At 62.2% G+C, this 26,115-nt stretch carries 26 protein-coding genes; 17 read left to right on the top strand and 9 right to left on the bottom strand.

Annotated features, from left to right (window positions below; genetic code table 11):
* Window positions 1–172: 172 nt before the first annotated feature.
* From MUN80_RS15500 to MUN80_RS15470, 7 genes are all read left to right on the top strand, one after another.
* Window positions 173–1,981 carry a tetratricopeptide repeat protein gene (locus tag MUN80_RS15500; RefSeq protein WP_244714331.1) on the top strand — a complete coding sequence of 603 codons (1,809 nt, stop codon included), beginning with the start codon at window positions 173–175 and terminating at the stop codon, window positions 1,979–1,981.
* Window positions 1,982–1,993: 12 nt separating this feature from the next.
* The gene (locus MUN80_RS15495; RefSeq protein ID WP_244714330.1) at window positions 1,994–2,464 is read left to right on the top strand and encodes a hypothetical protein; all 471 of its coding nucleotides are present in this window, start codon (window positions 1,994–1,996) and stop codon (window positions 2,462–2,464) included.
* A gap of 180 nt (window positions 2,465–2,644) precedes the next feature.
* Complete coding sequence (locus MUN80_RS15490; protein WP_244714329.1) at window positions 2,645–3,628, top strand: pyruvate dehydrogenase complex E1 component subunit beta; 984 nt, start codon at window positions 2,645–2,647, stop codon at window positions 3,626–3,628.
* Between the two features lie 384 nt (window positions 3,629–4,012).
* Window positions 4,013–5,056, top strand: a complete 1,044-nt coding sequence (locus MUN80_RS15485; RefSeq protein WP_244714328.1) for an aldo/keto reductase — start codon at window positions 4,013–4,015, stop codon at window positions 5,054–5,056.
* Between the two features lie 105 nt (window positions 5,057–5,161).
* On the top strand, window positions 5,162–6,157 hold the full coding sequence (locus tag MUN80_RS15480; RefSeq protein ID WP_244714327.1) for an aldo/keto reductase: 996 nt from the start codon (window positions 5,162–5,164) through the stop codon (window positions 6,155–6,157).
* Between the two features lie 86 nt (window positions 6,158–6,243).
* Window positions 6,244–7,119 carry an alpha/beta hydrolase family protein gene (locus MUN80_RS15475; protein ID WP_244714325.1) on the top strand — a complete coding sequence of 292 codons (876 nt, stop codon included), beginning with the start codon at window positions 6,244–6,246 and terminating at the stop codon, window positions 7,117–7,119.
* Between the two features lie 73 nt (window positions 7,120–7,192).
* Window positions 7,193–8,107: a helix-turn-helix domain-containing protein gene (locus tag MUN80_RS15470; RefSeq protein WP_244714324.1), complete on the top strand. Its 915-nt coding sequence runs from the start codon at window positions 7,193–7,195 to the stop codon at window positions 8,105–8,107.
* Window positions 8,108–8,123: 16 nt separating this feature from the next.
* Here MUN80_RS15470 and MUN80_RS15465 read toward each other — a convergent pair whose 3' ends face one another.
* Complete coding sequence (locus MUN80_RS15465) at window positions 8,124–9,554, bottom strand: hypothetical protein (RefSeq protein WP_244714323.1); 1,431 nt, start codon at window positions 9,552–9,554, stop codon at window positions 8,124–8,126.
* A 206-nt stretch (window positions 9,555–9,760) separates the two neighbouring features.
* On the opposite strand from MUN80_RS15465, the gene MUN80_RS15460 reads away from it, so the two are divergent.
* Window positions 9,761–10,297, top strand: coding sequence for a DinB family protein (locus MUN80_RS15460; RefSeq protein ID WP_244714322.1), 537 nt, complete (start codon window positions 9,761–9,763; stop codon window positions 10,295–10,297).
* A gap of 215 nt (window positions 10,298–10,512) precedes the next feature.
* On the opposite strand, the gene MUN80_RS15455 is transcribed toward MUN80_RS15460, so the two are convergent.
* Together MUN80_RS15455 and MUN80_RS15450 are read right to left on the bottom strand one after the other, a co-directional pair.
* Window positions 10,513–10,959, bottom strand: coding sequence for an acyl-CoA thioesterase (locus tag MUN80_RS15455; RefSeq protein ID WP_244714321.1), 447 nt, complete (start codon window positions 10,957–10,959; stop codon window positions 10,513–10,515).
* A 114-nt stretch (window positions 10,960–11,073) separates the two neighbouring features.
* A complete protein-coding gene (locus tag MUN80_RS15450; RefSeq protein WP_244714320.1) occupies window positions 11,074–11,817 on the bottom strand; it encodes a class I SAM-dependent methyltransferase in 744 nt (247 codons plus the stop codon).
* 161 nt (window positions 11,818–11,978) lie between these two features.
* Here MUN80_RS15450 and MUN80_RS15445 point away from each other — a divergent pair, with 161 nt between their 5' ends.
* Complete coding sequence (locus MUN80_RS15445; RefSeq protein ID WP_244714319.1) at window positions 11,979–12,380, top strand: hypothetical protein; 402 nt, start codon at window positions 11,979–11,981, stop codon at window positions 12,378–12,380.
* A 78-nt stretch (window positions 12,381–12,458) separates the two neighbouring features.
* On the opposite strand, the gene MUN80_RS15440 is transcribed toward MUN80_RS15445, so the two are convergent.
* Window positions 12,459–13,268, bottom strand: a complete 810-nt coding sequence (locus MUN80_RS15440; RefSeq protein ID WP_244714318.1) for a universal stress protein — start codon at window positions 13,266–13,268, stop codon at window positions 12,459–12,461.
* A 144-nt stretch (window positions 13,269–13,412) separates the two neighbouring features.
* On the bottom strand, window positions 13,413–13,748 hold the full coding sequence (locus MUN80_RS15435) for a thioredoxin domain-containing protein (protein ID WP_244714317.1): 336 nt from the start codon (window positions 13,746–13,748) through the stop codon (window positions 13,413–13,415).
* Window positions 13,749–13,918: 170 nt separating this feature from the next.
* Between MUN80_RS15435 and MUN80_RS15430 the strand changes: the two genes are divergently transcribed.
* The gene (locus MUN80_RS15430) at window positions 13,919–15,532 is read left to right on the top strand and encodes a sensor histidine kinase (protein WP_244714315.1); all 1,614 of its coding nucleotides are present in this window, start codon (window positions 13,919–13,921) and stop codon (window positions 15,530–15,532) included.
* Entirely contained in the window at window positions 15,510–16,562 is a 1,053-nt protein-coding gene (locus tag MUN80_RS15425) for a response regulator (protein ID WP_244714313.1), read from the top strand. The genes MUN80_RS15430 and MUN80_RS15425 overlap by 23 nt, the downstream gene beginning before the upstream one ends.
* 304 nt (window positions 16,563–16,866) lie before the next feature.
* Here the strand turns inward: MUN80_RS15425 and MUN80_RS15420 are convergent, their stop codons facing one another.
* Both MUN80_RS15420 and MUN80_RS15415 read right to left on the bottom strand, forming a co-directional pair.
* On the bottom strand, window positions 16,867–17,256 hold the full coding sequence (locus tag MUN80_RS15420; protein WP_244714311.1) for a group III truncated hemoglobin: 390 nt from the start codon (window positions 17,254–17,256) through the stop codon (window positions 16,867–16,869).
* Between the two features lie 18 nt (window positions 17,257–17,274).
* Complete coding sequence (locus MUN80_RS15415; RefSeq protein WP_244714310.1) at window positions 17,275–17,769, bottom strand: hypothetical protein; 495 nt, start codon at window positions 17,767–17,769, stop codon at window positions 17,275–17,277.
* Window positions 17,770–17,958: 189 nt separating this feature from the next.
* On the opposite strand from MUN80_RS15415, the gene MUN80_RS15410 reads away from it, so the two are divergent.
* Both MUN80_RS15410 and ccoS read left to right on the top strand, forming a co-directional pair.
* Window positions 17,959–20,385, top strand: a complete 2,427-nt coding sequence (locus tag MUN80_RS15410) for a heavy metal translocating P-type ATPase (protein WP_244714309.1) — start codon at window positions 17,959–17,961, stop codon at window positions 20,383–20,385.
* Between the two features lie 12 nt (window positions 20,386–20,397).
* Window positions 20,398–20,544: a cbb3-type cytochrome oxidase assembly protein CcoS gene (ccoS, locus tag MUN80_RS15405; RefSeq protein ID WP_100335566.1), complete on the top strand. Its 147-nt coding sequence runs from the start codon at window positions 20,398–20,400 to the stop codon at window positions 20,542–20,544.
* A 99-nt stretch (window positions 20,545–20,643) separates the two neighbouring features.
* Here ccoS and MUN80_RS15400 read toward each other — a convergent pair whose 3' ends face one another.
* Both MUN80_RS15400 and MUN80_RS15395 read right to left on the bottom strand, forming a co-directional pair.
* Window positions 20,644–21,243, bottom strand: coding sequence for a TlpA family protein disulfide reductase (locus MUN80_RS15400; RefSeq protein WP_244714308.1), 600 nt, complete (start codon window positions 21,241–21,243; stop codon window positions 20,644–20,646).
* A 160-nt stretch (window positions 21,244–21,403) separates the two neighbouring features.
* Window positions 21,404–22,090, bottom strand: a complete 687-nt coding sequence (locus tag MUN80_RS15395) for a 2'-5' RNA ligase family protein (protein ID WP_244714307.1) — start codon at window positions 22,088–22,090, stop codon at window positions 21,404–21,406.
* 161 nt (window positions 22,091–22,251) lie between these two features.
* Here MUN80_RS15395 and ccoN point away from each other — a divergent pair, with 161 nt between their 5' ends.
* From ccoN to MUN80_RS15375, 4 genes are all read left to right on the top strand, one after another.
* Window positions 22,252–24,465 carry a cytochrome-c oxidase, cbb3-type subunit I gene (gene ccoN / locus MUN80_RS15390; RefSeq protein WP_244714306.1) on the top strand — a complete coding sequence of 738 codons (2,214 nt, stop codon included), beginning with the start codon at window positions 22,252–22,254 and terminating at the stop codon, window positions 24,463–24,465.
* A 118-nt stretch (window positions 24,466–24,583) separates the two neighbouring features.
* The gene (locus tag MUN80_RS15385; RefSeq protein WP_244714305.1) at window positions 24,584–24,790 is read left to right on the top strand and encodes a hypothetical protein; all 207 of its coding nucleotides are present in this window, start codon (window positions 24,584–24,586) and stop codon (window positions 24,788–24,790) included.
* Window positions 24,784–25,092, top strand: a complete 309-nt coding sequence (locus MUN80_RS15380; protein WP_244714304.1) for a hypothetical protein — start codon at window positions 24,784–24,786, stop codon at window positions 25,090–25,092. The genes MUN80_RS15385 and MUN80_RS15380 overlap by 7 nt, the downstream gene beginning before the upstream one ends.
* Window positions 25,089–25,979 (top strand): cbb3-type cytochrome c oxidase N-terminal domain-containing protein, encoded by an 891-nt coding sequence (locus tag MUN80_RS15375; RefSeq protein WP_244714303.1) that lies wholly within the window; start codon window positions 25,089–25,091, stop codon window positions 25,977–25,979. The genes MUN80_RS15380 and MUN80_RS15375 overlap by 4 nt, the downstream gene beginning before the upstream one ends.
* The last annotated feature ends 136 nt before the right edge of the window (window positions 25,980–26,115 follow it).

Genomic DNA, 26,115 nt, shown 5'->3' with positions numbered 1-26,115 from the left:
CTCCTCATTTTTAACCGGTTGAACCGGTTACTGCTCCTCAAAATAACAAGAAAACCGCCGGACGGCAAGCTCAGCTACTACAATTGAGCACAATTTCTGACCCCTCGCGGCAGTTTTTACGTTTGTAGGCCAGAATTTCTGCCCCGCCTCCGTCCTGCCTAGCTTTTTGCCTATGAAAGTTTATTTGCGCCTGTTTCCGTCCGTGTGGGTAGTGCTGGCCGCGGCCGCACTGCCGGGTTGTACGTTGCCCCGGATGCTAAAGGTTGCGCAAGAAGGCCAGCAAGTTACGGTGCAGCCCTCGGTGCTGGAAAGCAACGGCGAAAACGTCTTGTTTGAAGTCACGGCCCGGGTACCGGCTAAGCACCTCAAGAAGGGCAACGCCTACAACCTGGGCCTGAGCTACCGCTACGACAACGGCCTGCGCGAAGACACCGTGGGCCGCCTGACCTTCGTCTCGGGCGAGTACACCTACGACACCGAGAAAAAAGACGAGCTGGTCATCACCAAGCAGTTTTCCTTTCCCTACTCGCCCCGCAAAAGCCCCGGCGAGCTACTGGCTTTGCCCGATGCCCACCAGCTCAAGCCCAACGGCAAGCGGGTGAAGGGTACGCAGTTTCGGTTGGCCCGCGGCATCGTCACGACGGGCCGGCTGGTGGTGCGTCAGGATACGGCCATTGGCCTATTGCCCGAAACGGCCGACAACAACATGAGTGGCACCCGCATTCTGCCCTTCTTTTTCGACCAGGGCAGCGCCGCCATCCGCAATTACCTGGGCACCAATGTGCAGGCCCTGGAAGACTTCATTGAGGCCAACCAGCACACCAAGAAGGTGATGATAGCCGCCGGCCACTCGCCTGACTCTATCGACTCGCGCGACGCCCGCCTGGCCGACCGCCGGGTGCAGGGCCTGATGCGCTACTATAAAAAGCGCGTCGACACCGATTCGTATCTGAATAAGGTCAGCAACATTCAGTTTGAAACTGTGGCCTACCATCGGCGGTGGGATTTGTTTCTGAACAAGGTGCAGAACTCGGCCCTGAAGCCGGCCCAGATTGACTCGGTGGTCATGCTCATCAACGACTCCAAGGGCAGCTTTGCCCAGAAAGAGAGGCAGCTGCGGGACCTCTCCTTCTACGACTATATCGAGCAGTACATCTACCCGGTGATGCGCTTCGGCACCGTAGCCGTGGAGTACACCGCTCCCAAGCGCTACGACTCGGAAATCTATTTGCTCTCCAAAAAGATTGTGGAGAAGGAAATGGAGGCCGATGCCCTCACCCCTGAAGAGCTGCGCTACTCGGCTACGCTCACGCCGCTGCTGGCCGAAAAGCAGCGCATCTACGAAACCGCGGTGGCTACCACCGGCCGTTGGGAAGCCTACCACAACCTGGCCGTAGTGCTCTTGCAGCGCTCGGAAAAGGAAGTCAGCGACAAGGTGCGCAAAGCCTACCTGCGCCGGGCCGCTACCAACTTCACCCTGGCCGCCCACCGCAACCCCACTGCCGACTTGTTTTACCGCGTGGCCACCGCCTACCACCGGGCCGGCGACCGGCTCGAAGCCCTGCAGAACTACGACTACGCCATCAAGCTCGGCGGGCCGCGGCCGGTGCTGGAAAAGGTATTTGCCGATAAAGCCGCCCTGGAAATCGAGGTCGGACAGCTCGATGACGCCCTGGGCAGCATCAGCTACAGCGGAAAAAGCTACCAGAACACGATGAACCGGGCCCTGATTTACTTGCTGAAAGGCAACTACGACGGCGCGGCCGGCATTTACCGCGAAGCCCTGGACCTCAAGCCCAACGACCCGATGGCCTACTACTGCCTGGCCGTAGTGGCCGCCCGCCGCCAGGACGAAGCCCAGATGGGCCAGTACCTGATCCGCGCCGTGCAGCTCGACCGCACCTACGCCCAGCGTGCCGTCGAGGACCTGGAGTTCCGGGATTACGCCGCCGGAAAAGTGTTCCTGGAAGCCCTGCGGTAACACCTAGCAGCTATGCTTTCTATTAACCAACACATTATCACCTTTACCGGCAAGCCGGTCCGGGAAGTTGGCACGGTGCGCTTCTCCCCTTCCTTTCGCTTAGCCGTGGAGGATGTGCGGCTGATTGGGCGGGCCCCACGTCTGGTAGTAGATGATGAAAGCAGCTTTATCGTATTGGTGGATAAAACCCAAGCTATTCACTACTTCAACACCGATCTGGTAGCGTCAGATACCTTAGCACAACTGGAGCAACTCTTCGGCTTTAGCTTCCGCAACGATACCTCGGCCTACACTTATGAGCAATACACACAAGGCATAACCGAGGTAGTATATCCTGCATCGTTGCGGGGAAAGCCCCTATTTAAACGCTGGTCCTGGTTTTCACCGCGGGGCCTGCTCAAAAACGTCGGTTACGCCCTAGGCATGGACAACCCGAAGTGGGAACGGATGACGGCAGAAGTAAAGACCAACATTGAATGGTAATCCAGCCGATGCTTGCCGCTACGACCTCCTCGCTTCAGTAGAGCGTGTCAGTGGTTCGCGTTGCTCGGTTAAACTTGAATCATAATCGTGCTTGCCCGTCCCGGCTGCGGGTTGTAGCTTTACGGGCCGGAAAATTTCCGGCATTTTGTTTCTGACGTTTCGAATTCCTGTAAGCTGATTATGCGGACCATCCAATTCCGGGAAGCCCTGCGCGAGGCCATGTCTGAAGAAATGCGGCGCGACCCGCGCGTGTTTCTGATGGGCGAAGAAGTAGCTGAGTACAACGGCGCCTACAAAGTAAGCCAAGGCATGCTCGACGAGTTTGGCCCTGAGCGCGTGATTGATACGCCGATTGCCGAGCTGGGCTTCGCCGGTATCGGCGTGGGAGCGGCCATCAACGGCCTGCTGCCCATCATCGAGTTCATGACCTTCAACTTCTCGCTGGTCGCCATTGACCAGGTGATTAACTCGGCCGCCAAGATTTACTCCATGTCGGGCGGGCAGTACTCCTGCCCCATCGTGTTCCGCGGCCCCACCGGCAACGCCGGTATGCTGTCCTCGCAGCACTCCCAGAACTTCGAGAACTGGTACGCCAACACGCCCGGCCTGAAAGTAGTCGTTCCCTCGAACCCCTACGATGCCAAGGGCCTGCTCAAAGCCGCCATCCGCGACGCCGACCCGGTGATTTTCATGGAGTCGGAGCTGATGTACGGCGACAAGGGCGAAGTGCCCGAGGAAGAATACGTGCTGGAAATCGGCAAAGCCAACGTGGTGCGTCAGGGCAAGTCGGTGACGCTGGTGAGCTTCGGCAAAATGATGAAAATTGCCTTGGCCGCCGCCGATGAGCTGGCCAAGGACGGCATCGAAGCCGAAGTAATCGACCTGCGCTCGGTGCGCCCCATCGACTATGACACGCTGGTGGAGTCGGTGAAGAAAACCAACCGCATGGTGGTCGTGGAAGAAGCCTGGCCCCTGGCCAGCATCAGTTCGGAGCTGGCCTACACCGTGCAGCGCCGCGCCTTCGACTACCTCGACGCCCCCGTGGTGCGCGTAACCTGCATGGACGTACCCCTGCCCTACGCCCCCACCCTGATTGAAGCCTCGCTGCCCAACGTAGCCCGCACCATTCAGGCCGTGAAAGAAGTAACTTACCAGAAAGCCTAGTATTTAGGCTTCTGATTGCTATAAAAGCCCTGGCTACCGTGGTAGTCAGGGCTTTTTTGTGCGTGTTCATTTTGGATCTGTCATCCTGAGGCGCAGCCGAAGGACCTTCCTTCTCTACCCCACTACGGCGTATTGCCACTGTGCCCAAGCCCTTTTCTTCGCTGGCAGGAAAGTGCTTTTCGCGTTGAAGAAAGCTTAGCAAAACACGGAGGAAGGTCCTTCGCAGAGCTCAGGATGACAGTTCTAACAACGGACAACAATCAACTAGCAATTAACCCCATTTTGTGTTGCAGAAGTCCGGGTTTGTATAGGCCCTACGAAGTGTGTAAGCCAGACCTTTGGCAAAGCTACTTGTATGGCAGCACCACTCTCAAACTTTGCCTGATGTCACTTACTAATTTCCGAACCCTGGGCCGTTCCGGCCTTATTGTTAGCCCGCTGGCCCTGGGCACTATGACCTTCGGCACCGCCCGCTGGGGCTCCGACGACGACGTTTCCCAGGCCATTTTCAATGCCTACGTAGACGCGGGCGGCAATTTCCTGGACACCGCCGACGTGTACTCGGGCGGGCAGAGTGAAGAAATGCTGGGCCGCTTCGTGGCCGAGCGCCGCCTGCGCGACCACCTGGTGCTGGCTACCAAGTTCAGCTTCGGCGGACAGGCCAACACCCCCAACGTGGGCGGCAACGGGCGCAAGAACATTCACCGGGCCCTGGAAGGCTCCCTGCGCCGCCTCCAAACCGACTATGTGGACCTCTACTGGCTGCACGCCTACGACTCGGTGACGCCCGTGGAAGAGGTGCTACACACCCTGGGCGACCTGGTGCGGACGGGCAAGATCCGCTACTTCGGCTTCTCCAACGTGCCCGCCTGGTACGCCACCAAAGCCGCCACGCTGGCCGCTGCCCACGGCATCCCCGGCCCCGTGGCCCTGCAAGTGGAATACTCCCTGGTGGCTCGCCGCATTGAGCAGGAGCACGTACCGGCCGCTCGGGACCTAGGCTTGGGCATCACGCCGTGGAGTCCGCTGGCGGCGGGCTTTCTGGCCGGCAAGTACCAGCGCGAAGGCGCCGGAGCCAGCGGCGAAGGCCGGCTTACGGGCCCCAACCCCTTCGGCAACATGAAATTTACGGACCACAACTGGCAAGTGCTCGACGCGCTGCGGCCCGTGGCGGCCGAGCTAAACCGGCCCCTGGCCCAAGTGGCCCTGGCTTGGGTGGCACAGCAGCCCGGCATCAGCTCGGTCATCGTGGGGGCCAGCAAGGTGGCGCAGCTGCACGAAAGTGTGGCCGCACTCGATATTCAGCTCACGCCCGCGCAGCTCCAGTCGCTGGACGAGGCCAGCATTCTGGACCCGTTTCAGGACCGGTTCTGGTCGGTGCTCAAAAAGGCCGTATTTGGGGGCGGTAGCGTGCAGGGCTGGCAGTAGCCGCGTTTTGTGTTGCAGAAGCGCGGGTTTGTATACCTCGCTAGGCAGCTTGGCGACGGACCTTTGTCAGGTAGAAACTATTCTTCATTCTAACCGGAACACGAAATGAGCACCATCAATAAAGTAGCCCTGGGCAGCCAGGGGTTGGAAGTACCCGTGCAAGGCCTGGGCTGCATGGGCATGACCGGCGGCATCAACGGCATGAGTGTGTACGGCGAGGCCGACGAGGTGGAAAGCGTAGCCACCATTCATAGGGCCCTGGAACTGGGCATCAACCTGCTCGACACCGCCGACCTGTACGGGCCCATGCACAACGAGCGGCTGGTGGGCCGGGCCATTGCCGGGCGGCGTCAGGAAATTATTCTGGCCACCAAGTTCGGCTTTGAAGTAGACGACCAGGAAAACTGGGCCGGCGGCTACAACGGCCGCCCCGAGTACGTGCGCAAGAGCATCGAGCGGTCGTTGCGCAACCTGCAAACCGACTACGTGGACCTGTACTACCTGCACCGCATCGACCCCAACACCCCGCTGGAAGACACCGTGGGGGCCATGAGCCGCCTGGTGGAAGAAGGCAAGGTGCGCTTTCTGGGCCTGTCGGAAGTAACGGCCGAAGAACTGCGCCGGGGCCACGCCGTGCACCCGATTACGGCCTTGCAAACCGAGTACTCTCTCTTCGACCGGGGCGTAGAGGAAGACGGCGTACTACAGGCCACCCGCGACATGGGCATCGGCTTTGTGGGCTACTCGCCGCTGGGCCGGGGCTTCTTGTCGGGCGACATCAAGACGCCGGACGACTTCGAGGCCAACGACTCGCGCCGGTTTTTCCCGCGCTACCAGGGCGAGAATTTTTATAAGAACCTGGCCTTGGTCGAGAAGCTCCAAAGCCTGGCCCAGGCCAAGGGCGTGACGGCCGCCCAGCTGGCGTTAGCCTGGGTGCTGGCCCAGGGCGTAGTAGCTATTCCCGGCACCAAGCGCCGCAAGTATCTGGAGCAGAACGTGGCCGCCGTCAGCCTCACGCTGAGTGCGGCCGAGCTGGCGGAGCTGGAGGCCATTATGCCGGTGGGCAGCTCAGCCGGCGCCGCGTATCCGGAGGGATTTTAGCCAAAGGCGGGGCCGAGCCTGGTGCGGCCCCGCCTTTGGCACTTCGGGTAAATACCGTACTTGCCAGCCGAACTACATCTGACTGCATGGGCTACCCGGTAGGATACCGCCGCCTCGACGTACCTGACGCTACTCTGAACCTGACGCTGCCCCTGGTCCTCCTCTACCCAGGCCAGGAGCCGGAACAGCCGGAAGCCCTGGGGCCCTATCTGTTGAGCGTAGCCCGAAACGCCTCTCCCGCAGCCGGGCAGTTTCCTGTAGTCCTGATTTCCCACGGCACCGGCGGCTCGGGCATGGTATACCGCACCCTGGCGCACTCTCTGGCGAGTGAGGGTTTCATAATAGGCCTGCCGGAACACCCGCATAACAACCACGCGAACGACAGCTGGGCCGGCACTCCGCAGAACCTGACGGCCCGTCCCCGCCACTTGCAGCTGGCCCTCAACGCCCTCTTGGAGGACCCGCAAATCGGGCCCGTAGCACTTCCCGGTTCGGTGGCCCTGATTGGTCATTCCCTGGGCGGCTACACTGCCTTGGCTCTGGCCGGCGGCACACCTACTACGTTGCCCCACGAGTCGGCCGACGGGCAGCCGCGCCCGATTCCGACGCCGGCAGATAGCCGCATCCGGGCCTTGGTGCTGCTGGCACCGGCCACGCCCTGGTTTCGGGAGCCCGAAACCTTGCGCCAGGTGGGGGTGCCCATTCTGTTGCTTACCGCCGAGAAAGACGAGCACACGCTGCCCTGGCACGGCCAGAACGTGCTCCAGGGTGTGCCGGATCCGGCCCAGGTGCAGCACCGAGTAGTTTCCAATGCCGGGCATTTTTCTTTTCTGAGCCCCTTTCCCACCGAGCGGATCAGCCAGGCCTTTGCCCCATCTCAGGACCCGCCCGGCTTCGACCGGGCCCAGTTTCAGCGGGAGCTGCAGGCCGAAGTGCTGACGTTTCTGCGGGCGGTGCTTTAACCTGTGGGGGCCCCGGCGGGTTTGTAGCTTAACGGCCCGCGGGCGACAATTAGCAACCACTTCCATCCTTCTTATGAAACAGTCGGCCCGAGAATTCAAAACGTTGTCCACGGTATCGGATTTCACCCAGCACTTCGGGTTTCCGCCGCCCGCCCACCCGCTGCTCACCGTCATTGACCTGGAAAAGACCCGCCATTTGGTGCCACCTACTACGCCGGTGCTGCGGCAGCTCTACATTATTGCGCTCAAGAAAAACATGCAGGGCAGTCTGCGCTACGGGCACCGACCCTATGACTTCAGTCAGGGCGTGCTGGCTTTTTACGCCCCGGGCCAGTACTGTGAGGGCTCCGATGGGGTCGACATTTCCCAGATCAGCGGCTGGATGCTGGTCTTTCACCCCGACCTGCTGCTCAAGTACCCGTTGGGCAAGAAGATTAGCAGCTACGGGTTCTTTTCCTACGCCGTGCACGAGGCCCTGCACCTCTCCGACGGGGAAGAACAGACCCTAGAAGGCCTGATGAACAGCATCCGGCACGAGTACCAGCAGGCCATCGACGCCTTCAGCCACGACGTGCTGGTGTCGCAGCTGGAGGTGCTGCTCAGCTACGCCAACCGCTTCTACCACCGCCAGTTTCTGACCCGGCGCACGGCCGAGCACGACTTGCTGACCCGCTTTGAAACCCTGCTGACGGCGTATCTGGCCCAAGATGGGGAGCAGCCCTTGCCCACGGTGCAGCACTTCGCCGACCAGCTGCACGTGTCGCCGGCTTACTTGAGCGACATGCTGCGCACCCTCACCGGCCAAAACACCCAGCAGCACCTGCACCACGGGCTGATTGAGAAGGCCAAGCACCTGCTGCTAAGCACCTCGCTGAGCATCAACGAAACCGCCTTTCAGCTGGGGTTCGAGTACCCGCAGTACTTTACCCGCTTGTTTAAAAGCAAAACCGGCCTGACGCCGGCCGCCTTCCGGTTTTCGGCCCAGTAACGGCGGTCGGCGGGCCTCAGCGTGGCGCTTCGGCGCTACCCAGCGGGGCCAACACCCGCACGTCGGCCGTGAGCTGGGCCTGGGTCTGGGCCGACAGCCGGAAGCAGAGCAGCAGAAACACCACGTAGGCAGCGGCCGCCAGAGCTATTTTGGGCCAGGAAACCGCCGGCCAGGAGGGCCTCCACTGGGCTCCGCCAAAGCAGGCAATCGCATAGAGCAGAAGCTGTAAGGGCAGCAAAAAGCGGCACTCGGTAGCCAGAGGCAGGGCCGCCAGGCAGGGCAGCAGCAGCGCGACTCCCGTAAGCAGCACCCGCCCACTAAACGCCCCCCGCCGGATACCGCACCCGGCCACGAGCAGCGCTCCAAACCAGACCGAATAGTGCAGCCCCGCCAGCCCAGACGAGCGGGCCGCCACCTGCACTACAAATAAGCTGGGATACTGTACATCCAGGCCATTAAATAAATGACGCCCGTAAAGGCCGGCAAAAGCCAGCGGCTCGCGCAGCACCGTGGCCAGATACGGCCCGTAGCCGGTGAAGTGGTGGATGTTCAACCGCCGCAACAGGGCTTGGCCGGCCGCGTCGGTGTAAAGCATGCGCGGCGCCGGAAAGCTTGGGTCCAGACTGGTTTCATATTTCTGAATAACTACCCCCCAGCCCAGTTGGGCCAGATATAGGTTGGCTGTGGGCAGGCGGGCGTCGCGGGAGAGCACCAGTGGCGTGGCCACATGGTGGTGGCGCAGGTTGAGCAGCAGCTGCGGCCCGGCAATCAGGGCAAAGCCCAGCAGCAGGCCCAGTACGTTTACCAGGCGGTGGCGGTGGTTAGAGGCCGTCAGCAGGCCTAGCACTAGCACCACTGGGGCGGCCAGCAGGTATACGGGCCGGATGTTGCTGGCCGCCGTGAGGCAGGCTCCGGCCAGTACGGCCAGGGTCCAGCCTTGGCGCCCCAGCACCAACCACAGGCTTAGCACCAAGGCCAGCAGGGCCGGAAAGTCAGATAGCACGAAGTTGAAATAGTCGCGCCAGAACAGGAAGCCCAACCCCGCAAATGCCAGGCGCGGCAGCCAGCCCAAACGGTGCTGCGGAAACAGCCGCAGCCACAGCCCAGGCCCGGCCCAGCCAAACAACGCCGCCGCGTAGGCTGCGCCCATCAGGCGGGTAAGCGTGAGGGGGGCAGCCCCCGTGAAGTGCACCGCCGCCTTGGCCGGCAGGTTGAGCAACGGCAGCAGGTAGCCCCGCAGCGCATTATCGTAGGCCAGCAGGTGGAAGCGGCCGCCCCGGAAAAACCGCTCGGTCAGGTTCCAGTAGCCCAGGGCATCGTAGACCATTTCCGAATAGCCCGAAAACGGCAGATACAGGCAATAGAGCAGAAAAATGCCACCCGTCAGCCACCAGCCCACGGGCCGGCTCCGGCAGCGCGGCGCATCAACGGTTTCGGGTTCATTCATCGGCGGGCCACGTAGTGCCCCGACCCAGGAACGCCCGGGGGTAGCAGACAAGCAAGTAAAGGCAAGTAAGTCAGGCGCAAAACGAAAGGAAATGACCAGAAAAAAGGTCTGCGGAGGCCCGGGCAACAGTTCTAGCGTCGGGCTGCAACTGGGTATTTTACGTACCTTTTGCCCAAATCTACTGACTTCTTCCCGCCCCCACCCGCATGAATCACCGTCTGCACATCCGGTTCGAGCAACTCGAACAAGTCACCAACCGCCTGCTGGCTTCGGCGCAGGCTCTGGGCGAGAAGTCCCACCAGTCGCCCGGAGCGGGGCAGTGGTCGGCGGCGCAGGTGGTGCAGCACCTGCTGGTGTCCGAAATCGGTATTGGGCAGTACATCAACAAGAAGATTCAGCAGGAAGAAGGCTTGCGCAAAACCAGCTTCCTGACGTTTGTCCGCTCCCGGGTGCTGCGGCTGGCCTTGCGCCTGCCGTTTCTGCGCTTCAAGGCGCCCAAATACCTGGCCGCCCTCACTCCCGAAACCGCCCCACCCCTACCCGAGTTGCGCACCGAGTGGGAGCGGGTGCGCCGGCAGCTGGAGCAAACCCTCAACGAGTTTCCCAGCCCGCTGCTGAACCGCGACATTTTCAAGCACCCCCGCTCGGGCATGCTCAACATTTACCAGACCCTGGACTTCATGGTCGACCACGTGCTGCACCACCAGAAGCAGCTGGAGCGGATTACGAAGGCGGTGAACTAGTGAGCTGGTGAACTGGTGAGCTTGAGGTTCGTCTTGCGCCGTGGGCGTGAGAGAACTTTTTATGCTTTGCCGGGAAGTTTAAAACCGATGCAGAAAGCCCTTTACCACGATATGGCAAAGGGCTTTGCTAGTTGAGGGCAAGGTTCTTGGCAGTGGCCGGCATGCGCCGCTTTTGCTAGCGGAACGTCAACTCACTAGCTCACAATTTCACCACCTCACTTCTGACCCCGCTCGATGTCGGCGTAGGTTTCGTGCTTGTCGAGCTGGAGCATGGCGGCTACCATTTCCACGGGGGGTACGGTGAGCTTGCGCAGGCGCAAATCGAGCCAGGCACCATCGACGGCCACGGTGGCGGCTACGCGGCCGTCGGCTTTGAAGATGGTGTGGATGATGCGCCACCGGGACCCATCGGCGCTGAGGCCGCTGAGCTCGGCGGTTACCCTGATGGTTTCGCTCAGGCTGATTTCCTTGAGAAAGCGGGTGTCTTCGCGGAACAGAATCGGGCCGATGCCGAGCTCGGCGAAGCGCTTCATGGGGAAGCCGGATTCGGCTAGAAATTCCAGGCGCAGCTGGGCGGCGTAGTCGGTGTAGGCCGAGTGGCGCATGTGCACGTTGGGGTCCATGTCGGCCCAGCGGGCAGTGTAGGTTTTGGCGTATTCCATAGGTAGTATCAAAAGTGCAGGCGAAACCGGCAACGGGTTCCGCCGGTTAAGGCCGCAGCTCCATAACAAGGTTTTACTGCTTGTGCTCAGCAGCTTATATTCCCGGACGGGCGGCTAGACGTTGTCGATGTTCTGCTGCTTGAGCGTGAGGCGCACCAGGTACTGCTGCTGGTCGTCTTCGCCCAGAAACTCGACTTCGTAGCCGGCTTCCTCAGCATAATCCTGCAACAGGCCGGCATCCACGAACAGCCAGTCGAAGGACGTACCGGTTTCCTCGCCGTAGGTCATCGAGTACTCTACTTCGCCGTAGTAGGGGCCGTTGAGGTTGATGACCAGGGCGCCCTCCTCGTCTTCGTAGAGGTAGCTGATGTCGGAAGACGTGGCCAGAATCTGGCCGCCGGGGGCCAGCAGGTGCTTGGCTTGGTGCAGAAATTTCTCCAGCCCCTCCAGCGTACCCACCAGGCCCATGCCGTTCATGAGCATCAGAATCGTGTCGTAATGCTCGCCGGCGGGCAACTCGAACAGGCTGTGGCAGGCTGCTTCCTGCACCCCGCGCTGCTGCAGCACCTGCACGGCACCGGGCGAGGCGTCAATGGCCTTGACCTGAAACCCGCGGCTTTGCAGCTCCAGGCTGTGGCAGCCGGCCCCGGCCCCGGCGTCGAGCACCCGGCCCCGGCACTCTTCCAGGGCGGTGCGCTCCAGCTCGGGCATTTCCCAGAGGGTGCGAAAAAAGTAGCTGGCCGGCAGGGGCTCTTCGTCGGCCACGTTGCTGTGCACGGTCAGCTCAGCCTTCTGGTTGCCTTGTAAATAGGCCAGCATAGCGTGGCCGATGGGGTCGGGAGCAGGAGTTCGGGACATGGGGCAAAGGTAAGAGGAGTTGCCACAGGGTACGGAATTCCTGCATTTGGGTAGTAAGGGCCGAGCCTGCTGGGCCGTTCCGAGCCGGCGCGCTGTATCCTTCTGCGGGGTATCTGCGTTGTTTCAGCAAAGACTATATATCCCCTTTCGCCCTTTCTGCAATGGCCAGCAACCTCGATTACCTCGACCCCGCCCTGATTCCGCTCGAAGACAAAGTAAAAGCCTATTTGGAGGCCGAAGAAGACCTGCGCAAGGCTATTGTCGAATCCAAGTCATTGCCCAACTCGGCCGCCAGTGAGGCCCAGGCCAACCAGGCCTTCGACCACCGCCCCGCCACCGGCAGCTTCGACCAGCACACCGACGAGGTGGAGCAGCGCATTCAAAACCTGCAGGACGATTTGCAGCTGCTGCGCCAGGAAATTATCGGCATGCTGCCTTCCCGCAACGAGTTTGTGAAAGTAAATCTGGGCTACGGCCCTAGCCGGGTGGGCGCCTTCACTGTAGACCACGGCGACGCCGCCTCGGCCGCAGAGCCCCGGTACGAGCTGCGCATCGTGCACTAGCCCCTGCCTGTTCCACGATAACAAAAGCCGCTCCTACCCGGTAGAAGCGGCTTTTTGCGTACTGGCCGGGTCAAAAAATTACTCTGCCGGCAGTACCAGCACGGGTACCGGGCTGTGCAGCAGCACGTGGGCCGTGACGCTGCGGTGAAACCACCGGCCCAGGAAGGTGCGCGGGCGGGCCACGACCACGACCAGGTCAAACTCGCCGGTGGCGGCTTGCTCCACAATACTGGCTGCCACCTCGGGCCGTACCAGGGGACGTAGCTGGGGCGCGGCCGCGCCCGTAATGCCCGCCTGCTTCAGGGCCTCGGCGGCGGCGGCGGCCCCCGCGGCGGCGGGCGCGGGGCTCACGTGCAGCACGGTGAGCTGGCTGGGCAGCTGGGCGAGGAAATACTGGATAAAGCGGGCATGCCCACCCAGGCTGAAGCTTTCGGCATCGAGGGCCACGAGCACCCGGCGCGGGAGCGTCAGGCTGGATTGCGGGGGCACTACCACCATGGGGCAGGGCGCGGCCCGCAGCAGCTCCAGGGCCGTAGTCGAAACCAGCTCGTCGGGCAGCACCTCGTTGTCGGGGCGGCCCAGGACGAGCAAGGCCGGCCGATGCTGCGCCAAGGCCTTGGCCACGGCCTCAACCACCGGACCTTCCTGCACTTCGGCCACGGCTGGTACGGTGAGTTGGTCGGTGAGGCTGCTTAGAGCCAGGGCCGTGGCTTCCGCACTGCGGGGCGTTATGCGGCCCGTGAAGCGCTCCGCGTCGAAGGCCGCCGTGCGGCGCACGTGCAGCACTACCAGGGGCGCGGCCAGGGCGGTAGCCAGATTGGTGGCGTAATCCAGGGCCCGGTGGGCGGGCTGGCGGAAGTCGGTAAGCACAAGCAGGGAAGCAGCCATAACCAGGAAGTGTAAGGGTGAAAATGCGGCAGCAAGGTTGCGCCATCCGGGCCGCCAAACCCTGCCAGAAATTAGGGCCCGAAGCTGATTTTTGTCAGGTAGGCGAACTGGCTTTGTGACTTATCCGCCCCAGCTGGCACCTCCTTATGACACAGGCTGAGGTATCGGACGGCTGGCGGGCCGGAGCTTGCTGAGCAGCAGCGGAGCCAGGGCCTCATCGGTGGGCAGGCCCTGCTGGCGCCACAGCTCTACCCCTTGCTGCACCAGCACCAGGGCCGGCAACTCGGTGGCCTGAAAGCTGTGCACCACGGCCGGGTGGCGGGCCTCTTCCACCCGCAACACCCGCACGGCCGCCCCGAGCTGCCGCTGCAGGGCCTGGAGCGCAGTTGGAGCCGGGCGGGCCGCCCCTGCCTCGGGCAGCAGCACCAGCAGCACCGCGGCGTCGGTGGGCCGGACAAGAAAGGAAGAGGACGTTGGCATGGGAACTCAGGATAAGGGTGCAGCCGTAAAATTACCGGACCGGACCCGCCGCTTAGATGATGCCGGTCAGCAGGCCACCTGATTTTTGTCAGCTGAAGCCCGAAGCCGTCTTCTTCTATCTTCGCACCCGCCACGGAGTTTGTTTGCTGCTCCGGCGCGTATTTCGTTCTATGCTGCCTGCCGCCTTTGCCCCTATCCTACTCGACTTGCTCTACACCCAGGCCCGGGAGTTTGTGGGCCTGTATGACCTGACCCAGGGCTGGTTTACCCAGGTCAACCCGGCCGGGCTGCAGTTGCTGGGCTATCCATCGGAGGAAGCATTTCTCACGGACCCGGCCCGCACCCTGCGCGCTACGCCCTGGGCCGATGGGCAGTGGGCAGCGCTGTGCGCCCAAACCCAGCGGGAAGGCCGCCAGGATATCGAGGTGGAAATCCGGCGCTACACCGGGGGCGGCACGTTTTGGGGGCGGGTCGAGCTGGCCTACTTCGAGCAGAGCGGGCAGCCGTTTCTGCTGGTGCGCCTCACCGAGCAAAACCGCCTGCAGCAGGCCGAGCGGGAGCTGGCCCACAGCGTGCGGCGCTTTGAGGCCGTCTTTACCAACGCTACCATCGGCATCGTTGTCTGCGACCGGCCCGGCACCATCGTATCGGCCAATCAGCTTTCCGAGCAGCTTTTCGGCTACCAACCTCAGGAATTAATCGGCCACAGCATCGACGTGCTGGTGCCCAACGCTGCCGGCCGCCACCACGACCAGCTGCGGGCTTCTTTTAACGAGAAACCCTCGGTACGCGGCATGGGTCACAACCGCGACCTGCTGGGCCAGCGCAAGGACGGCTCAGTGTTTCCGGTGGAAGTCAGTTTGAGCTATTTCTACCTCGACGAGGAGCTCTACGTGGTGGCCTACGTGCTCGACATCACCTTTAAAAAGGAAGCCGAGCAGGAGCTCATTGCCCAGCGCGAACATGTGGAGCGTCTCAACGCCGAGCTGGAACAGAAAGTGGCCGACCGCACCCACGCCCTGCTCAGCACCCTCGAGCAGCTTGAGCAGCGCAGCCAGGAGCTGACCCAGGCCCTGGCCGCCGAGCAGGAACTCGGGGAGCTCAAGTCGCGCTTCGTGAGCATGGCCTCCCACGAGTTCCGGACCCCGCTCACGGCGGTGCTCACCTCGGCCACGCTCATTGAAAAATACCCGGCTACCGAGCAGCAGGACAAGCGTCTCAAGCACTTGCAGCGCATCCGGGCCTCGGTGAATCACCTCAACGACATTCTGGAGGAATTCCTCTCGGTAGGCCGCATTGAGGAAGGTAAAATCGAAGCCCGCCCGGTGAACCTGGACTTAGCTGATTTGCTGGAAGAAACCGCCACCGACGTGCAGGGCATGCTCAAAGCTGGCCAGCGCATCGAGCGGCAGGTGCTCTGCCCCGGCCCGGTGCGCCTCGACCCGTCCTTGCTGCGCAAAATCCTGGTCAACCTGCTTTCCAACGCCATCAAGTACTCGGGCGAAAACTCGGTGGTGACGGTGCAGGCCGCCTGCCAGCCGGGCCGGCTCACGCTGCGGGTGCAGGATCAGGGCCTGGGCATTTCCCGGGAAGACCAGGAGCATTTGTTCGAGCGGTTTTTCCGGGCCCGCAATGCGGCCAACCTGCCTGGCACCGGCCTGGGCCTCTACATCATTGCCCGCTACCTGGAGCTCATGGACGGCGCTATTTCGCTGGAAAGTGAACTGAACGTGGGCACCACCGTTACCATCACCATTCCCTATGAAAACCATTCTGCTGATTGAGGACAACGAGCTGATCCGCGAAAACACGGCCGAAATTCTGGAGCTCTCGGGCTACCACGTGCTGACGGCAGAAAACGGCAAAATCGGGGTGGAACTGGCCCTGGGCACCAAGCCTGATTTGGTGGTGTGCGACATTATGATGCCGGTGCTCGACGGCTACGGGGTGCTCCAGATATTCAACCAGAACCCCCAGCTCTCCGGCGTGCCCTTTATCTTTCTGACGGCTAAAACCGAGCGGAGCGACCTGCGCAAGGGTATGGAGCTGGGCGCCGACGACTACCTGACCAAACCCTTCGACGAGGCCGAGTTGCTGAGCGCCATTACCGGCCGCCTGCGCCGCTTCCGCCACCTCAAGCCCGACTACGACCTGCAGGCCCCCGGCGGCCTCAACGACTTCCTGGACGATGCCCGGACCGTGGCTAACCTGGAAAGCCTCTCGGCCGACCGCCGGGTGCATACCGTCCGCAAAAAGCACGACATCTACCTCGAAGGCGACGAGCCCACCCGGGTGTATTTCGTGAAAAGTGGGCGCATCAAAACCCTGAAAGTCACCCCGGGCGGCAAGGAACTGATAACGGGCCTCTACGGTCCTGGCGAGTTTTTCGGCTACCTGCCCCTGCTCGAACACACCGCCCACAGCGACTCGGCCGTAGCCCTCGACGACTCCGAGTTGGTCTACATCCCGCGCGACGATTTTTCCCAGCTTTTGCGCAACCCCGAAGTCGGGCAGCAGTTTATTCGCCTGCTGGCCGGGCGCGTCACCGAGCGGGAGCAGCAGTTGCTGGGCATGGCCTACAATTCCATCCGCCGCCGCGTGGCCGACACCCTGCTGCGCATGCACGAGCAAGCCGCCACGGCCCCCGACGCGGCCATCTACCTCTCCCGCGACGACATGGCCGCCCTGGTCGGCACCGCTCCCGAGTCCTTGATTCGCACTCTGAGCGAGTTCAAGAACGACGGCCTGATTGAGCTGACGCCCAAGAACATCCGGGTGCTACAGCCCGAGAAGCTGCGCCGGGCCCACTGGTAGTAGCCGGGTTTGTTGTTCACATCACCCAAGAGGAGCTGTCCACTGAGGTTACGGCCGGCGACTACGTCATTATTGCGAGCGGGGCGCCTCACGCGCTGAGCTGCCTAGAAGACGCCCGGGGTCCGATTTTCCGCTAGCCGGGCTTGTTCCCAAAGCAACGGCCCGCCTCCGAGTAACTCGAAGGCGGGCCGTTGCTTATTAGCAGTAAGACTGCTGGTTAGGCTACGTGGCTAATACCTGATTAATTAAAACAGACCCTCCTGGCGAGCCATGAGGGTCTGTTGGGGTTTTACCAACCTCTGCCCTACAGTAACGACAGCGGGTTGCGCTTGCGGAGGCGGTACTCGAACATGGTGGCAATGTTCACGGCCCGCTCTTTGGCAATATCGGCCACGGGACCGGCGAAAAGCTCGTCGACGGTGGCTTCGAAAAGCTGCATCCAGCGGGTAAAGTGAGTGGCATCGACGGGCAGGGGGATATGCTTGGGGAAGGGCCGCCCGGCATAGCGCGAGGTGCCCAGCAGCAGGCTGCTCCAAAAGTCGTACATGATGGGCAGGTGGCGCTGCCAGTCGACGTGGGCAAAGCCGTTGAAAACCGGGTCGAGCAGCTCGTCTTGGTTGACTTTCTGGTAGAAGGTATCGACGAGGCGCTGCACGTCGGCTTCGGAGTGGATATCGGGGCGGAACTGGGTCATGAGTGAGGGAAAGGAAGGTTAGGCGGGTACCTGGGCGGCTTTGCGGCCCGCCACCGGTGCGCGGGCCACCTGCAGGGCCCAGCGGAAAACCCAGCTGCCGGTAAGCAGCAAGGTCAGCAGCTTGACTACTTCCAGGCCAATATAGACCGTGTGCAGGGAGCTGGGCGGGGCCAGGTGGCCGGCCAGCAAGGCCAGAGCCCGCACATCCAAAGCCGGCAAGAGCCAGAAGGTTTGAAGCAGCAAAATGCCGCTGAGCAAGCCCAGCGTAGAGGCAATGTGAGCCGGCACCCGCACTACCAGGGCGCTGATTACGGCCACGGTGGCCAGCAGCAGCTCTACTTTATTCAAAGCCCCAAACACGATACGGCCAATGCCTAAACCCAAGGGCACCGTAATATGGGGCGCGGTAAACTTGAGTGGCGCTTCCAGAAAGGAAATGCCGGCCACCATACCGGCCCAGACAAACAGGGCCAGCACCAGCAGCAAGGAACCGGTAGCGTGGGAACGAGGCATGGCAACGAGCAAAAAAGCAGACCGGACCGACAGCAGCGTCGGCCCGGCTGCTACGGAACAACAGGGCAAAGATGCGGGTTCGGCCGCGGAGTTTCGGCTGAGATGAATCAGCGGGGCGGGCTGACATTCGTCAGCTTTTCGGCGGCCTGCGCACCGGAGCTTTGGGTTTCCAATAGCCTAGCTCCGCCCGTGTCGACTGCCACTGCTTCCGCCCCGCTTCTCACCCACCTGGCCTGCGCCCACTGCGGCGACGACTGCCCGCCCGAGCAGCCCATCCGGCTGGCGGCCCGGCCCGAGCTGGCCTTTTGCTGCCCGGGCTGCAAGGCCGTCTACGAGCTGCTCGACGCCCGCAACCTATGCACCTACTACCGCCTCGACGAGCAGCCCGGCCAGAAAGTAAAGACCGTGGAGCTGCCCGGCCGCTTCGACTACCTGGCCCTGGAATCGGTGCAGAGCCAGCTGCTTACGTTCCAGTCGCCGACGCTCAACCGGCTCACGTTTAACATCCCGCAGATGCACTGCGCCTCCTGCATCTGGCTGCTCGAAAACCTGTTTAAGCTCAACCCCGGCATTACGGCTTCCCGGGTCAACTTCCTGCGCAAGGAGCTGACGGTGAGCTACCAGCCTGCCGCCACCAGCCTGCAGGAAGTTGTGACCTTGCTGGCTTCCATCGGCTATGAGCCCCGGATTACCCTGGCCGAGCTGGGCACCCAGCCCCACCACGCCAACCGGCGCCTGTACTACCAGCTGGGCCTGGCCGCTTTTGCCTTCGGCAACGTGATGCTGATGGCCTTTCCCGACTATTTTTCCTTTACCGAGCAGCTCCAGAGCCTGTTTGGCCGCTTCTTCGGCGCTCTGAGCTTCTTGCTGGCCCTGCCCGTGCTGCTCATCAGCGCCCGCGACTTTTACTTCTCGGCCTGGCAGGGCTTGAAGCAGCGCTACATCAACCTTGACTTTCCCATCAGTCTGGGACTCACAGCCCTGTTCACGACCAGCGTGTTCGACATTGCCACCGGCCGCGGCCCGGGCTACTTCGACTCGTTTACCGGGCTGGTATTCTTTATGCTCATCGGCAAGTGGGTGCAGCAGCGCACTTACGATGCCCTACGCTTCGATAGGGACTTCACCTCCTACTTCCCCGTGGCCGTGACCGTGCTCAGCAAGGATGGCGGCGAGGAGTCGGTGCCGGTGAAGGAGCTGCGGGCCGGGCAGCGCATTCGGGTGCGGCACCAGGAAATCGTTCCCGCCGACGCAGTGCTGCTGCGCGGCACCGGGCAGGTTGACTACAGCTTCGTCTCGGGGGAAAGTCTGCCGGTGCGCAAGCAGGTCGGGGAAGTGGTGTACGCCGGCGGCCGGCAGGTGGGCGAGGCTGTGGAGCTGGAAGTAGTGCGGGAAGTGTCGCAGGGCTACCTCACCCAGCTCTGGAACAACCCCGCCTTTCAAAAGGAAGGCAAGCCCACGCTGGAAACCTACGCCAACAAAGTAGGCCGCTACTTCGTGGCCGTAACCCTGCTGCTGGCCGTGGGCGCGGTGCTCTACTGGTACCCGCGCGACCCGCAGCTGGCCCTGCGGGCCTGCACCTCGGTGCTGGTTATTGCCTGCCCCTGTGCCCTGTCCTTGGCCACGCCCTTTGCCCTGGGCGCCACCCTGCGGGTGCTCGGCCGGCATAAGCTGTATTTGAAAAACGCGGCCGTGGTCGAAACCCTGGGCCGGGCCACCACGCTGGTATTCGACAAAACCGGCACCCTCACCGACGCTCACCGCGCCGTGGTTAGCTTCCACGGCTTGGCTTTGAGTGCCGAGGACGAGCAGCGCGTGGCTGCCCTGGCCCGGCAGTCGACCCACCCGTTGAGCCAGCGCCTGGTCGAAAAGCTCGGCGCCTCGGCTCTGCCCGTAACTAACTTCCGGGAAACCATGGGCCAGGGCCTCTGTGGCACGGTGGCGGGTCGGGAAGTGCGCCTGGGCTCGGCCGCCTACGTTGACTTGCCTTCCGCGACGCACGGCGAGCGGCAGGCCCGGGTGTACGTGGCGCTGGATGGGCTCGTGGAAGGCTGGTACGAAGTGAGCAGCGAATACCGCCCCGGCCTGGGCAACCTGCTGCAGGAACTGGGTCAAAGCTACCAGCTGGCCCTGCTCACGGGCGACAACGCCGCCGACGAACCCCGCCTGCGCCAGCTCTTCGGTCCCGAGGCCGAACTGCGCTTCCACCAGTCGCCGCTCGACAAGCTGCACTTCGTGGAACGCCAGCAGGCCCAGGGCCGGCGCGTGGTCATGGTCGGTGATGGGCTCAACGATGCCGGAGCCCTGCAGCGCTCTGATGCCGGGGTAGCTCTTTCCGAGACGCTCACCAACTTCTCCCCCGCCTGCGACGCCATCCTGGACGCCAGCAGCTTCGGGCAGCTGAGCACCGTGCTCAAGTTTTCCCAGGACTGCCTGCAAATTGTGCTGGCCACTTTCGTACTCTCGTTCTGCTACAACGGCATCGGCCTGGGCCTAGCCGTGCAGGGCAAGTTTACCCCCATCGTGTCGGCCATTCTAATGCCCATCAGCTCGCTGAGCGTAATGGTGTTTGCTACCCTGCTGGTGCGCTACGCCGCTTACCGCCGCCAGCTGTAACCTCTCCCGACTATGACCATTATCTTTCTGCTAATTGGTATCAGCCTCCTAGTCGCCCTGCTGTTTCTGGGCGGCTTCCTCTGGGCCGTGCGCTCGGGCCAGTACGAAGACGACTACACGCCCTCGGTGCGTATGCTCTTCGATGACGAGCCGGAGTAATGCAGATCGTCTACGCTACCTATTCAAGCACTGAAGCCCGCCACATCCTTCACTGGACTTGGCGGGCTTCTTGGTGTGCTGCACTTACGGCAATCTGAACTAGCTTCTCGGAGCGGCCAGCTTTTCCAGGGCAGCTTTGAACTCGGGCGTGTCGTAGTCGGCCATGCCGTCGTGGCGGGCGGCCACCTGCCCGTCGGGGCCCAGGATGACGGTACTGGGAATGGAATTGGAATCGAAGGGCGCGGGCAGATTAGCCGTGGGGAAGTACACTGGGAAGGTGTAGCCCTTGCGCTTGATTAGGTTTTGGGCCTTGGCCGGGTTCTGGTCGAGGGAAATCATGACGAAGGCCACCTTCTTCGGGTCCAGCTTCTTATACAGGGCGTGAATACCGGGCATTTCGGCCACGCAGGGCGGGCACCAGCTGGCCCACAGGTTGACGAAGACCACCTTTCCTTTGAGCGCACTCAGGCTTACTTCCCGGCCCTGCTGATCCAGCAGCGTCAGGTTGTGCGGGTAGCCGGTGCTGCTGGTAGCCACCACTGGCGCTTTTTCCGGCAGCTTGGGCGCATCTGCCTGCCACAGGCCGGTGGCCAACAAGCCGCGCTGCAAGGTACCCAGCACCGGGGTGCGCAAATCGGTGAACATGACCACGGCCAACAGGGCGAAAGGCAGCCACTGCAACAGGTTTTTACGATTCATAGGAAAGGGGCGCGGGCCGGGAAAAGAGAACTGCTCGGCTAACAGCGGCGAAGGTACGGCGGTTTCAGACTTGGCACTTGCCGGCACGTCGGACAGCGCCTTTTCGCGTGGTAGAGCGGCGGCCGATTTACAAACAAATGTGCAGGAGCCCCGCTCGGAGTTAGCCCAGCGAGTACTTTTCCAGCAGTACCGTATTGCCAGCCCGCTGGTACCAGTCGTTATACACCAGCTCCAGGTCCTGCACTTCGAAGTCGCCGAAGAAGCAATGCTCGTACTGCCGGATCTTCTCCATCAGCCGGGCCGGGTCGCGCAACGGGGTGGTAAACCGGGCCACCGTGGCGTGGGCCGTCTGGATACTGTAGCGCTGGTCGATGGACTGCTGCAGTTCGGAGTGCCGGAAAAACGCCCGCACCTGGTTGCGTAGCTCACTCAGACCCTCATCCACCATAAAGCCCTGCACGATGATGGCACCAGGCGAGGCTGTCAGGCCGGCAAAGCGGATGGTAAAGGGCTTCGCCGACTCCACGATACGGCGCACGGCCTGTTGGTAGTCGGCGGGGTTTATCAGGTCTAGGGTAAAGCCGCTGTAGCAGGAAATGATGGACAGCACCGTCAGGTGCAGGTCGGAAACGGGGTAATAATACTGGTCGGGCTCGATCTGGCGAAAGTCGGCCAGCACAGCCTCAATAGCCGCTGCCACCGCGGCCGGCGGCCGGGCCAGCAGGGTAAGGCCGCGGCGGGTATCGGTGGCAGCTGAATGCAGCAGCGGGTCCAGCTCGGCCTGCCCCTGCCCGAGCTGCAGGAAAGCGGCCTGGCGCATGGCGGCGTAGTAGTCGGGCAGGTTCATAAGTGGTATGAATAGGTCGGAAAGATAGGCCCAGACCGCCAAAACGGAAGTGGGAGCTTTGGTCGCCTGACATCAATCAGCCCGGCAGCTGACATTCGTCATCTTTTCCAAAACGGCCTTGTAGGACCTTTGAAGCAGTAAAACCACTACTTCTGAAGGCTATGCAAGTCGAATCCCTACCGCCGGTTGTCGCGCCCCACGCGCCGCTGGTACCCACTACCCCCGCCCGGGCCGTCGACACGTTTTTCTACGACAACAAGATCGTGCGCGACTTCGGGGTGGCCACCGTCATCTGGGGCATTATCGGCATGCTGGTGGGCGTGCTGGCGGCCTTCCAATTGGCCCGGCCCGAGCTCAACATGGGCACGGCCTACACCACCTTCGGCCGCATCCGCCCGCTGCACACCAACGCCGTGATTTTCGCCTTCGTCGGCAACGGCATCTTCACCGGCGTGTATTACTCGTTGCAGCGCCTGTGCAAAGCCCGGATGTTCTCCGATAAGCTGAGCAAAATTCACTTCTGGGGCTGGCAGCTCATCATTCTCTCGGCCGTGGCGACCCTGCCGATGGGCTTTACCACTAGTAAGGAATACGCCGAGCTGGAGTGGCCCATCGACATTGCCATAACGCTGGTCTGGGTGGTCTTTGGCTGGAACATGTTCGGCACCATTGCCCGGCGCCGGGAGCGGCACCTCTACGTGGGCATCTGGTTCTACATTGCCACCTTCCTCACGGTGGCCGTGCTGCACATCGTCAACTCGATGGCCGTGCCGGTGTCGCTGCTGAAAAGCTATTCGCTCTACGCCGGCGTGCAGGATGCCCTGGTGCAGTGGTGGTATGGCCACAACGCGGTGGCCTTCTTCCTGACTACGCCCTATCTGGGCCTGATGTACTACTTCCTGCCCAAGGCCGCCGGCCGGCCGGTGTACTCCTACCGCCTCTCCATCATCCACTTCTGGTCCCTGATTTTCATCTACATCTGGGCTGGCCCCCACCACTTGCTCTATACCGCCCTGCCCGACTGGGCCCAGAGCCTGGGCGTGGCCTTCAGCGTCATGCTGATTGCGCCCAGCTGGGGCGGCATGATTAACGGCCTGCTGACCCTGCGCGGGGCCTGGGACAAAGTGCGCGAGGAGCCCGTGCTCAAGTTTATGGTCGTGGCCGTGACAGCCTACGGCATGGCCACCTTCGAGGGGCCCATGCTGAGTTTGAAGAACGTCAACGCCATTGCCCACTTCACCGACTGGATTGTGGCCCACGTGCACGTGGGGGCCCTGGGCTGGAACGGCTTTTTGACCTTCGCCATGCTTTACTGGCTCTGGCCCCGCCTCTACCGCACCGAGCTGTATTCCAAGAAACTGGCCACGACCCACTTCTGGCTGGGCACCATCGGCATCCTGTTCTACGCCTTGCCCATGTACTGGGCCGGCTTCATCCAGGGGTTGATGTGGAAGCAGTTCAACGGGGAAGGCATGCTGCAATACCCCAACTTCCTCGAAACCGTGCTGCAGCTGGTACCCATGTACTACCTGCGCGGTATCGGCGGGGTGCTCTACCTGAGCGGGGTGTTTGTGATGCTCTACAACCTGGTCAGAACCGCCAACGCTGGCTCCCTGCTGGCTGATGAAAAAGTCCAGGCTGCACCCCTTATGCCCGCCGAGCTGGTCGAAGAGCACCAGGGCGGCCACTGGCACCGCTGGATTGAGCGGCGGCCCGTGCAGCTCAGCATCGGCGCTACCATTGCCATTCTCATCGGCGGCGCTATCGAAATGATTCCCACGTTTTTGGTCAAGAGCAACGTGCCCACCATTGCCGCCGTGCAGCCCTACACCTCGCTCGAATTGCAGGGCCGCGACATCTACATCAAGGAGGGCTGCTCGAACTGCCATACCCAGATGGTGCGCCCCTTCCGCTCCGAAACCGAGCGGTACGGCGAGTACTCCAAAGCCGGCGAGTTCGTCTACGACCGGCCCTTCCTCTGGGGCTCCAAGCGCACCGGCCCCGACCTGCACCGCGTGGGTGCCAAGTACCCCCACTCCTGGCACTACAACCACATGCTGGACCCCACCAGCATGTCGCCCGGCTCGATTATGCCCGCCTACCCCTGGCTCTTCGAGAACAGCATCGACTACAGCACCCTGCCCAAGAAAATCACCGTGCTGCAAAGCCTGGGTACGCCCTACCCCGCCGGCTACGGCCAGCAGGCCGTGGCCGACGCCCAGCGCCAGGCCCAGGGCATCGTGGCGGAACTGCGCAAAGAAGAAATCGAAGTAAAGTCCGACAAGGAAATCGTGGCCCTCATTGCCTACCTCCAGCGCCTGGGTACCGACATAAAAGTCAAGCCTGAGCAGGTAGCCGCCGCCTCGGCCGAGTAAATAGCCTTGCCCGTCCTGTCGGCCAACGGGAGACATCTGGCGTGCAACAGTAATCAGATTACTCCTGCAACATCAGCACGCGCCGTCCTAACAAATGGCTCTTTAGCAACCCACTGTCATGCACAAGAACGTCCTGCAATCCATAGCCGGCATTGAGATTTATCCGCTCATTTCCCTGGCCATCTTCTTCCTCTTTTTCCTGGGTTTGCTGGCCTACGTGGTGTTGGCCAACCGCCGGCATATCACCACCATGAGTCAGCTGCCGCTGGCCGCCGACACCTACGACGAAACCCTCTACTCCCTTAACCCCGACGTGTTATGCTAACCAAGCGCGCTTCCCTGCTGACTATCCTGGGCCTGCTGACTACCTATATGGCTTCGGCCCAAACGGCGGCCGCCAGCGGCCCCCAACCTATCGACATTCTGGGCTGGCTGGCCTGGTTCGTAGCCGCCGTGGTGCTGATTTTCGGGGTAATGACGGCCTCCTCCCTAGCGGCCGTAGCCGCTGAAGCCGCCGAGGCCGACCTCAACGACAAGCCCGCTACTCCAGTACACGTTGTGGCCCAGGCCCCGGTAGCCACGCCACCTTCGGCCGCAGTTCCCACCGAGCAGCTCGTGGCGGCATGAGGTTAGTACCAAACGTTTTGCGCGGCACCGGCGCCCTGCTGGCCCTGCAGTTGGTGGCCCGCCCGGCGCTGGCCCAGGCGGCAGAAGCGGTGGCTTCGACCGGCCCTGCCGCCTCCGATTTTCAACGGATGCTGCTTTGGTTTTTGCTCGGCACCCTGGCCCTGGTTATCCTGCTGATTGGGCTGCTCACGGCCACGCTCGTAGTGCGCCTGCGGCCCCAGCTGCGCCGCCTCTACGAGCTGCCCACCGTGCGCCCCACCTGGAGCGGCCGGGTGCTGGGCCTGGCCGTGGGCGACGCCACCCTGGTGCGCGGCGAGGTGCGCGACGAGCTCCTGGACCACGACTACGACGGAATTCATGAGTTCGACAACGACCTGCCGCCGTGGTGGAAGTACAGCTTCTACGCCACCATCGTCTTTGCCATCGGCTACCTGAGCTACTTCCACCTCACCCAGGCCGGCCAGCTGCAAGGGGCCGAATACGCCGCCGAAATGCAGCAGGCTGCCCTGCTCGTCTCGGCCGATGCCGACGACTCCAACAAGCTCACCACCTACGCGGCCCTCACTGCCGCCGCCGACCTGAGCAGCGGCAAGAGCCTGTTCACGACCAACTGTGCCCCCTGCCACGGCATGAATGGCGAAGGCAAAGTAGGCCCCAACCTGACCGACGAGTACTGGCTGCACGGCGGCGAAATCAACCACGTCTACAAGACCATCAAGTTTGGGGTGCAGGGCAAGGGCATGGTGGCCTGGAAAGGCAAGCTCTCGGGCAAGCAAATTCTACAGGTCAGCTCCTACGTGCTGAGTTTGCAGGGCACCAAACCCGCCGGCGCCAAAGAGCCCCAGGGCGAGAAAGAAGCCCCGGCCAAGCCAGTAGCCAAGCTGTAGGCAGAATAGCAGAATCCAGGAGAACGTCGTGTCGAGCTAAGCGAGACATCTCGCGTGCTGATGTCTGATTAGTAACTCAACGAAGCCAGGCGAGATGCCCCCGCTGGTCGACATGACGGCCTCTTAAAACAACACC

The organism is Hymenobacter cellulosivorans, assembly GCF_022919135.1.
GTDB classification, from domain to species: Bacteria; Bacteroidota; Bacteroidia; order Cytophagales; family Hymenobacteraceae; genus Hymenobacter; species Hymenobacter cellulosivorans.
This window is presented reverse-complemented; position numbering and strand designations above follow the sequence as displayed.